We start from the raw sequence: 10,684 nt of genomic DNA, 5'->3' as shown, positions 1-10,684 counted from the left end.
CATCATTATCTTCACTTAATATCGTTAAGCTATCACTGCCTGTAAAATCTGGATTGCCTGCGTATATCAAACCATTTAATGCCGCATTAATATCAGTAATGCTACCACTAAACTTCATGCGACTTTCACCATTACTACCAATCACAAACGTCAAACCCGTCGTTTGTGACAAGGTCAAACGCCCCTTGGTTACCGTTAATGTCACACTCAATGCTGCATGATCAGCATCTGCCACACTGATCAAGTTACTATTAGCGGTGTTAAACACCAACGTGCTATCCTCATCAACTGACTGTGCCCCAGGCACTGTATTCACTGGTGGGTCGTTCACCGGAGCCACATTAAATGAAATCACTTCAGCAACCGAACTATTAAGTCCATCATTGACTACAAAGCTCACTTCTTTGCTACCCGCAACACTGATATTTTGATTAGACTGATACGTTACCAAGCGCAATACCGTTTGATAATTCGCAATCGTATCATTACCACTTAAACTTAATACACCTGTTGAGGCATTATAGCTGCCATTAATATTACCCAATGCCGTGAAAGCTAAAATATCCTCTGCGGCATTAAAACCATTGCTAATCGATATCGTTGCAGAAACTAAATGGCTGCTATCAATATCACTAATCACTAAGCTATTATCAATAATTTGTGCTGGATCATCTTCATTGTAAGTATAGCTTGGTCCAGTGTAGTTAATGTTATAGACACTAACCCTACCGGCATCTGTCCCCGCATTGTCGTTATATTTACTACCTACCACAATGCGTTGTCCATTCGCAGAAACCGCTGTACCATGACCAAATTGTCCACCACCCATCTCGTCACCTGCTGATCCAGAAACGGTGGTCAATAATTGCCAATCGCCATTAAAGTGATAAATGTATACTCTACCGGCATCAGACCCTGTTGCATCATTTAATGGTGCAGCAACAACTAGCGTCTCACCATCAGCACTGAGCTGAACAGCACGTCCGAGCTTATCAAAGGTGCTAGCACCTGACAATGTTGTACCTTTTTGTACCCAACTTGAGCCATTCCAAGTATACACATATACTGAACCTGCATCAGTGCCGTTTGAGTCCGCTTCATGCGCCCCAACTGCCAATGTCAATCCATCAGCACTCAACGATACCATATTACCAAATTTATCAGCTGCAAGTGCACCTAAGAGCTCACTACCTAGCTGAATCCAAGCACTACCATTCCATTGATAAACCTTAACATTACCACGATTGGTTGCTCCCTGATCATAACCATGACCACCCGCAGCAACAATGGTGCCATCAGCACTTAATGTAACCGAAACACCGAACTCATGTGCACTTGATCCAGCATCACCCAAGAGTTGTGTCCCCATCTGCACCCAGCTGTTTGTGCTACTGTTATATTCATAAATACGTACAGCACCTGTAAATGTATTGGTTCCATAAAAACCTACCACGAGTCGGTTACCATCGGCACTTAGCTGATTGCTCAGTCCCGCATATTGGTTAACATTTTCTCCTGCAATGGTATTACCTTTTTGCACCCAGCTATTACCATTAAAATGATAGACTTTAACACCGCCAGCATTTTGAACAGGGTTATCAGCATCTGCCATACTAATAGATATCGTCAAACCATCTGCACTAAGGCTTGTTCTAGTTGCGCCAAGATAGCCAAAATTTACATCCCCTAAAATATCACTGCCTATCTGCAGCCAAGTTCCGCCATTATCTTTATAAATACGTACTCGTCCCTTGCCGCTATTATAGTCAGCCTCAGTAACAGCAAAGATCGATCCATCAATATTGGTTGATACTGCAGATCCTAAGTGCATATTAGCGGCACTACCTAAGAAATCACTGCCAACCTGCGTCAAAGTTGCACCACCCTGACTGGTGGCAATTGACGGTGCTTGAGCACTTAATTGAATGTTAGCATTTAATGTGGGCGAGTCATTCATCCCATCATTAATAACAAAACTCACCGTCCGTGTTGCCATGTTGCTAAAGATCGTATTGCTATAGCTCACTGAACGCAGTACTTGCTGGTAATTTGCCAAACTATCAACGCCGCTTAAACTCAGTACACCCGTTGTTGCATTAAAATTTTTAGTGATGTTAGTTCCCGTGACCGACGCATCTAAAACGTCTTCCCCTTGAACATAGTTACCACTTATCGTTACTAAAGCCGATACTAAGCTATCAACACTGATATCAAAGACGCTTATGCCATCATCAATTGCCTTAGTACCACTTGCTTGATTATAGCTTAGTACCGTTTGACCGTAATTAATGTCATAGACACTAACTCTACCGGCATCTGTCCCTGCGGTATCATTTAACGTGCTACCTATCACAAGGCGCTGCCCATCAGCGGAAACAGCTGTTCCTCCACCCCAATAACCTCGACCTAATTGCTCATTTGCAACACCAGAAATCGTGCTTACTCGTTGCCAATCACCATTAAAACGATAAACATATACACTGCCAGAGTCAACGCCATTATCATCATTAAGTGGCGCATTAACAACCAGCGTCTGACCATCGGCACTTAGCCTGACAACACGCCCAAACTGATCATTTGCGCTAGCGCCTAGCAATGTCATACCCTTTTGCACCCAGCTTGATCCACTCCATGTATAGGTATACACTGCACCACGATTAGTACCACTTGAATCTGCCTCATCAGCGCCAACTGCCAATGTTAAGCCATCGGCACTTAAGGAGACTGAATTACCAAACTTATCATCTGCAAGCGCACCTAAGAGCTCACTACCTAGCTGATTCCATGTGCTACCATTCCACTGATAAACCTTAACACTACCACGATTAGTTGCACCCTGATCATATCCATTACCACCCGCAGCGACAATGGTGCCATCAGCACTTAACGCAACTGAAACCCCTAGTTGGTGCGCACTTGATCCAGCATCACCCAAGAGTTGTGATCCCATTTGCACCCAGCTGTTTGTGCCGCTGTTATATTCATAAATACGTACAGACCCTGCAAATGTATTTGTCCCATATAGCCCCACAGCCAATCGATTACCATCAGCACTTAGCTGATTACTCAGTCCCGCATACTGATTTATGCTATCGCCCAAAATAGTGTTACCCTTTTGTACCCAGCTGCTGCCATTAAAATGATAAATCTTAACACCGCCAGCATTTTGAACAGGGGTATCAGCATCAGCCATACTAATAGATATCGTTAAGCCATCTGCACTCAAGCTAGTTGCAGTTGCACCAAAATATTCAAAGCTGACATTTCCTAAAATATCACTGCCCATCTGCACCCAAGTGCCACCATTGTCTTTATAAATACGCACTCGTCCTTTACCATTATCATATTGAGGTTCGGTAACAGCAAAGACCGATCCATCGATATTGGTTGACACTGCTGAGCCTAAATTGATATTGGCACTACTGCCATTAATACTGCTCCCCACCTGCGTCAACGTTGCTGAACCTTGATTACTGACTAAAATCGGTGCATCTTGATCATTGATAACCTCATACACAACAATATGACCTGAATTACTGCCGTTACTATCATTATTCTTTGCACCAACCACCAAGCGGTCGCCATTAGCATTAAGCGCTAACGGTAAACCAAACTCATCTCCAGCTGCCTCGCCAGTGATGTTAACGCCAAACTGCTCCCACTGTGAGGTCGTTGCATTCCAATCAAATAATCTGACACTCCCTGAGTCAGCACCATTGCCATCGCTACGATATGCACTAGCTGCCAAACGTGTTCCATCGATATTTAATGATACCCATGACCCAAAGTTATCATCAGCAAACTCACCATCAATATCTGATCCAATCTGTTGCCACTGGGATGCACCACTATTCCACTCAAACACACGAACATGTCCAATATCATTCGTACCATTTAATCTCGCACCAACCGCTAAACGCGAACCATCACCACTGATGGATGTTCTAAAAAACTGATCTCCAGCTGCCTCACCAACCAACACACTGCCCATTTGATCCCATTGCGATGTCCCGCTATTCCATTGATACACCGTCACACTGCCTGAGCTTGTCCCATTAGCATCACTTAATCTAGCACCCACGGAGAAACGCAAGCCATCGTCACTTATCGATACTGAGCCACCAAAGTTATCACTACCTATAAGACCATTAATCTGATTTCCTTTTTGCACCCATGAAGATCCATTCCATTCATATACTCTTACTTGTCCTGCATTACTTGCAATCTCATCATTAAATGGTGCGCCAATAGCCAAAATCGACCCATTAGCGCTTAATGATAGATCAAAGCCAAATTGATCACTCGCTGTTAGACCATTGATTACACTACCCACTAAATCCCATTGCGATGTGCCACTGTTCCAATCATATACTTTGACAGAACCTGAGTTTACACCATTGTTATCGTCATATTGTGCACCAATCGCTACACGTGAACCATCCAAATTCATCGTAATGGAGTTACCAAATAAATCATTCGTACTATCACCATTGATTGTTGAGCCCATCTGATCCCACTGAGATGTGCCACTGTTCCATTGATATATTTTGACATATCCAGGTCCTGTACCATTGCCTGTCTCTGACGCACCAACTGCCATCCGTGTTCCATCTTGACTCATCGCAACAGCTGAACCAAACTGATCATCAACACCATCACCAACAATCTCCTGACCAAGCTGAGTAGCTGTCAATTGATGTAAATATTGACTAAATGATAAAATGGCGCCATTTTCAACATTTTGTGTGTACTCTAAAATACTATCACCACCTAGGCTGTCACCACCTGTAATATCCTCTGATGCTGCAATATCAGCGCTGGTTAATGCTTTTAATTCATCGATAAAGGCTTGACCTTTATCCCCTTCCGCCACATTACAACCATAGAATAAAATATCCCCTTGCTCGGTAAGCGCTTGACCCCATTGTTGTAATTGCATTTGGTATTGTGCTAAGTTATTTGACGTTAAATCAACGCTACCTAGCTCAAGCTTCGCCTGATCACCATGACTGATAATGTGCACGGCATCAAGATTATTGTATTTAGCTAATAACTCAGCAATCTTATCAACACCATCCTGATCAGGCAAAATTACCTCAATCGCTGCTTTACGCGATATGCTATCAATCAAAATATGTGGGTCTTTAACACGTGCATCAACAATCACCACTTCCTTGAACTTACTGTAATCAGTTTGAAATCCTTCAACATTGGCTTCTATTGCCTGCAATAAACTCTCTGTCGCATGTGCTTGTTCATTCTGATCAATCGCATTGAGAATATAGATTTGCTCTTGTTCAGATACACCATCCGCTAAATCTACCGTTTCAATCGCTGCACCGTCAAACATAAACCGTGGTTCAAGCTCTTGTAACAAAGATGGATACTGATCCGGCAGACGCAACAAATCCTTATCGTTGCCCTTTTTCTTCTTGAGCTTATTAACATTGACTTTATCGACACTCTGTTTAGCCTCCATTGCCTCTGCGTGTTTTTGCTTTTTAAGAAATATGCTATCGCTTAGATTGTTTAATTTCTCCTCAGACAGCTGTTGACGTATTATTTGATATACTTTCTTAATCATGGCGGGGTACCTCTTTTTTGCATGCCTAAAAGCTTAGGCAAAATATATACAAAACTTCGATACCAATAAGTGTAGATGCTCATCATAAAAACAATTATAGACAAAGGCTATTTCTGCTTACGTGATATGCAAAACAAGCTGTACGTCCTTGTCCATTTTTACCGTAAGATATTAGCCATTGCATACGTAATTATTTATCCTTGATAAGCTGATAATATTTTTGCTAGCGCCTTTAATAATCAGTCGTTCAAGACAAATTAATCTTACTGAGCTCACTATAATTGAGCCTCTTGATTCCATCCACAAAAAGACTATTGTTTAAACTTATGCCATAGCAAGGTTTCGTTATGGCAGCGATAAGAGTCACGTTGATATCCAACTTCCTACCTCACCTGTGCAACATGCACTGCAAGAGCAACTCCGCAGGAGAGAGGTAAAAAATGGTTAGACACCAGCACTTCACAAACACAGCGAATTTTAAAAGGTGAATCTGGTTTTACACTAGAAACATTGATTAAAGTGAGTCGATTTCTTGGTAAAAGTCCACGTATCATCTTTGAGTAATTGCATCTAATATTCGTGTTAATTCCATGATAATCAGCAATAGAGTTGTTAATTATCATGATATCTTACAGAACTGTTTTGAATTATCAGCGCTTACATAAACAAAATAAGTGCTAATGCTGACGCCAGTGCGCCAGCACCTGCCGCCACTGCTATACCCGTGCTATTGGCACCACCTGCGCCATCAAATTGCGCGTCATTGCTTTGCTCTGCAACAACTGTTTGACGTACTGCCTCTTGGGCATTAATCACATTATTACCCCACGTAGATTGTGATAATTTTGCTTTGACATAGCTCACATCTGCATCAGGCTTTAACGCATAGATCATAGCTGCAATACCGGCAACATGAGGGGCAGAGAAAGAGGTTCCTTCCAAGTAAAAATACCGACAATAAACACCTAAAGTTGAAGTCATACAAAACCCCGGTGAGATAATACCTTTACTTAAGTCAAGCTCCGCATCTTCGCCACCAGGGGCAGCTAGCACCAGACTCTGCAATGGCCAATCACTCACTGCATAATTAGAATAGCCTGCTTTTATACCATTATTGTTCGTTGCTTCTACCACAATTGCATTGATATTTGGGCAACCTGATGGGACGCTATTCCATACAGGTTGCCCGTAGTTTCCTGCAGAAATAACAACCGTTACACCTAAAGCATTAACTTTGTTGATTGACTCTCGATATGCGTTGCAAAGAGAGGGCAATACTACGTTTTTCCAAGCATTTTCAGTTGCAACCACCGAACCATCTTTACCCACTCTTGAGATTCCTAGGCTCAAATTAATCACTTTTGCTGGCGTTTGATTGGGTTGAAGCTGAGCTATATTTGCCATATCTTCACTATAAATGCCTGCCGCCCATTCAATTGCCATAGTAATCGCTTCTGTTTTGGCACCTCCGACATGCCCAAAGACTTTAACAGGTAGCACCATAATCTCATCCACATCACCGGCAACACCTGTCACTCTGGGTCCTTGCGCAGCAATAACACCTGCTACTGCTGTGCCATGAGGATCTTGCATTAAATCAGTATCAATAACTGAAGCAATTACATCCACTTTACCTTTATCATTAACATAAAAATAATAAGGCTGTGACATCTCCAAACGTCCTTGTAAATCCTCTGGCATAAATTCGGTAACACCTGAGTCAATCACGGCAACATAGGTTTTATTAAGTCCTGTAAACCTTAATTGCGCCCATGCCCCTTCAGCTGCAACACCCACGCCAATATGGTTATGCATATTCCATTGCTGCGACCATTGTCGAACATTTTCAGCTTGCAAAAATTCCTTTTGTATATCACTCAACACTTCAGGAATGACCGATTCAACCTGAAATGGCAAGCGGTCAATATGAATTGCTTGCGCATTGCCCATTACATAGGACTTGGCATTTTTAGGCAATGCTGAGCAAACATCATCATGTGTATTGCGATAGTTGTTTGCTGCTTTAAAATGCGCCAATGGCGCACCGAAGTGATCGATAAATCGCTGATCTAAAATACTATCATTATCTGTATACTCAATAGTAATGACTTCACTCTTACGTGCTGTATCGCAATAACGCACCTGTAATTCAATCGCAAGAGAAGATAACGGTAAACAAAAAATGGCAATACATGCCAACGAGCTTCTTCTATAACTGTTCATAACTGACCCCACCAAGATAACTTAACATTACAAGGTTAACTATAGATCAGTTTTTTATTTTATCCATAAAAAGAACATTATTTAAACTTATAGCAGGGAAAGGTTTTATTATCGCCCAATAGAAATATAGTCGAATCCTAAGCCTTTCATCCGTGATTTATCATACAAATTACGTCCATCAAAAATAATAGGGGTATTTAGTCGTGCTTTGATCTTACTAAAATCTGGACTTCTAAAGCTCTGCCATTCTGTGACCACGAATAAAGCATCGGCATTATGTAAGGCATTATACGCTTCATCAACAAGCTCGTAATCATCACGTTGACCATAAGCTTGTGCAAAGTTTTCCATCGCTTCAGGGTCGTAGGCTTTGACTTTAACGCCATGCTGCCACAGTGTTTCAATTAAAACACGCGCTGAAGCTTCACGAATATCATCAGTATTTGGCTTAAACGCAAGTCCCCATACCGCGACTGTTTTGCCTTCGATCTCACCATTAAAATAATCATTAAATTTAGCAAACAGGACTTCTTTTTGCGCATCGTTAACATCGTGCACCGCGTTTAAAATGCGCGCAGTATAACCGTATTCACGCGAAGTTTGCCCAAGCGCACGCACATCCTTCGGAAAGCATGAACCACCATAACCACAACCTGCGTATATAAAATGGTAACCAATGCGTCGATCAGCACCGATACCAATACGCACTTTCTCGATATCTGCACCGACACGCTCAGCAATCTGACTCATTTCATTCATAAAACTAATTTTCGTCGCAAGCATTGCATTGGCGACATACTTGGTCATCTCAGCAGAGCGTACATCCATGATCATCAAGCGATTTTGGTTGGGGTCAAATGGCGCGTAAAGCTCGCGCATAACATCCGCAGCACGCTCGGAGTTCGCCCCAACCACAATGCGATCTGGGTGCATACAGTCACTAATGGCATCGCCCTCTTTAAGGAATTCAGGATTAGATACCACATCAAAATCAAGTTTTACCCCACGGGCATTTAATACATTAGAAATTGCTTCTGTCACTTTATACTCAGTGCCAACTGGCACCGTTGATTTATTAACAATGACCTTGTACTCATTCATGTCACTGGCAACGGTTTTGGCCACTTGCAAGACATATTGTAAATCAGCAGATCCATCCTCATCAGGCGGTGTCCCTACCGCAATAAAGATGACTTGCGCTTCATCAATTGCTGTCTTTGCTTCGGTAGTAAAGCGCAAACGTCCTTTGGTCACATTACGTTTAATGAGCTCATCCAAGCCCGGTTCATAAATCGGTGAAATACCTTTTTTTAGGTTATCGACTTTGGTTTGATCGATATCAACACAGCAAACATGATTACCCATTGCTGCAAAACAAGTTCCTGTCACGAGTCCGACATAGCCCGTACCAAAAATTGCAATCTTCATAAAATCTCACTTTTAGCTACTCAAATCGCCATCGATCATATCAGAAATAACGCCCAAATTCAGCGAATATTATTTTATGAAGTGTGATTATTATTACTTGCCATCACTAATTGCCATAACAAAACATCAAAAATCGCTATCGATAATCTCGATTTTCATACAAAATCGAGATTACAAATTTCTGGCGAAAGCCAATCTTATGTTTCAAAATATTTCAACTATACTTTTGTCACGTATGGAAATTTGATGGATCAAATATGGCAAGGTTCTTGATAGTTCTTTTTAGTTTTTTGCTTTATATACAAACTAGTTTTGCTAACAACAAAGTACCAAAACCACCTGCAAAAGTGACAGTTGGTGCTTATATCACGCATATTTATGATATCAATTTGCAGAAAAAAACCGTTTCTGCAATTTTTTGGTTGTGGTTTATTTATCCGGATCAGCTGATCATTGAGAACAATGAGTTTGATATCATCAATGCTGAAAAATTCTCCGTTTTATATCAAAACACTCAACAACTCTCTGACAACAAAACCCTTAAGCAATATAAAATCCGCGCCACTTTATCTCAAGATTGGAGTTTTGAAAATTTCCCCTTTAGCACTAAGCCACTATCGATTATTATTGAAGATGCTGATTTTAATGCCCATACCGTTATATTTAGCACCGATAACATCAACTCTGATGTCGATCATGAAATGGCTGTAAGCGGTTGGACGTTAGGTGCTGATCACTGGCAAACCTATATCCACCACTATGATACGAATTTTGGTAATCCAAATAACCCAAATAGCACCGCTTATGCTAGGGCAATTTACTCGGTCGAGATGACACATACTAACATTCGCATGTTTATCCATATCTTTGGCATGTTATACCTTGCCTGCATATTAATTCTCGGCATGTTCTTTATCCCGATTAAAGATATTAAAAGCCGTCTAGCACTAAACTCTGCCGCAATTTTCGCCGTGGTTGGTAGCAAGATTTCTACCGACTCGATACTGCCACCATCTAATGCCATCAACCTAATTGATAAGATTCAATTAACCGTTCTGATATTTATGGTCATCACACTCATTACTGTTGTACTGAATTATTATCTTTGTGAAAAGCACCTCAAGTGGGCACATATTGTCAATGTCGGCTTTGCCATATTAACGGTATTAATGATTGCGTTGAGTAATGTGTTTTTTATGCTTGCTTAATCTTCAGTTATTGACTTAATGTGCTTTATTTTGCCAACACCCCTCCTCGCACGCTCGGCACCCCTCTTACAAAGAGGGGAATTAAAATCATCGTCGCCAGATTCCCCTCTTTGCAAGCATAGGTTTATAGGGATCTTTGGGTAAGTGGGTTTTAAAATGGTTGAGTTAAAGATAAGATGAATAAAATCACAAGGAAATAAGGTAAGTAAATGAGTTGGGTGTTGGAAGAGTTATCGGGGAT

At 41.4% G+C, this 10,684-nt stretch carries 4 protein-coding genes and 1 pseudogene; 2 read left to right on the top strand and 3 right to left on the bottom strand.

What is annotated here, in order from left to right; all coding sequences use genetic code 11:
- Positions 1-5,584: DUF4347 domain-containing protein (locus DNJ75_RS13525; RefSeq protein WP_117003982.1), on the bottom strand; the 5,584-nt coding region annotated here is incomplete at its 3' end.
- A 450-nt stretch (positions 5,585-6,034) separates the two neighbouring features.
- Here DNJ75_RS13525 and DNJ75_RS15850 point away from each other — a divergent pair.
- Positions 6,035-6,148 (top strand): annotated as a pseudogene (locus DNJ75_RS15850) (hypothetical protein); the annotation flags it as partial.
- A 93-nt stretch (positions 6,149-6,241) separates the two neighbouring features.
- Here DNJ75_RS15850 and DNJ75_RS13515 read toward each other — a convergent pair.
- Together DNJ75_RS13515 and DNJ75_RS13510 are read right to left on the bottom strand one after the other, a co-directional pair.
- A complete protein-coding gene (locus DNJ75_RS13515) occupies positions 6,242-7,807 on the bottom strand; it encodes a S8 family serine peptidase (protein WP_117003981.1) in 1,566 nt (521 codons plus the stop codon).
- 108 nt (positions 7,808-7,915) lie between these two features.
- Positions 7,916-9,235 carry a UDP-glucose dehydrogenase family protein gene (locus DNJ75_RS13510; RefSeq protein WP_117003980.1) on the bottom strand — a complete coding sequence of 440 codons (1,320 nt, stop codon included), beginning with the start codon at positions 9,233-9,235 and terminating at the stop codon, positions 7,916-7,918.
- Positions 9,236-9,492: 257 nt separating this feature from the next.
- Between DNJ75_RS13510 and DNJ75_RS13505 the strand changes: the two genes are divergently transcribed.
- Entirely contained in the window at positions 9,493-10,443 is a 951-nt protein-coding gene (locus DNJ75_RS13505) for a ligand-gated ion channel (protein WP_117003979.1), read from the top strand.
- Positions 10,444-10,684: the final 241 nt, after the last annotated feature.

The sequence above is a fragment of the Cysteiniphilum litorale genome (assembly GCF_003428165.1).
Classification (GTDB): domain Bacteria; phylum Pseudomonadota; class Gammaproteobacteria; order Francisellales; family Francisellaceae; genus Caedibacter; species Caedibacter litoralis.
The sequence above is the reverse complement of the archived record's forward strand: the minus strand, read 5'-3'. Positions and strand labels throughout refer to the sequence as shown.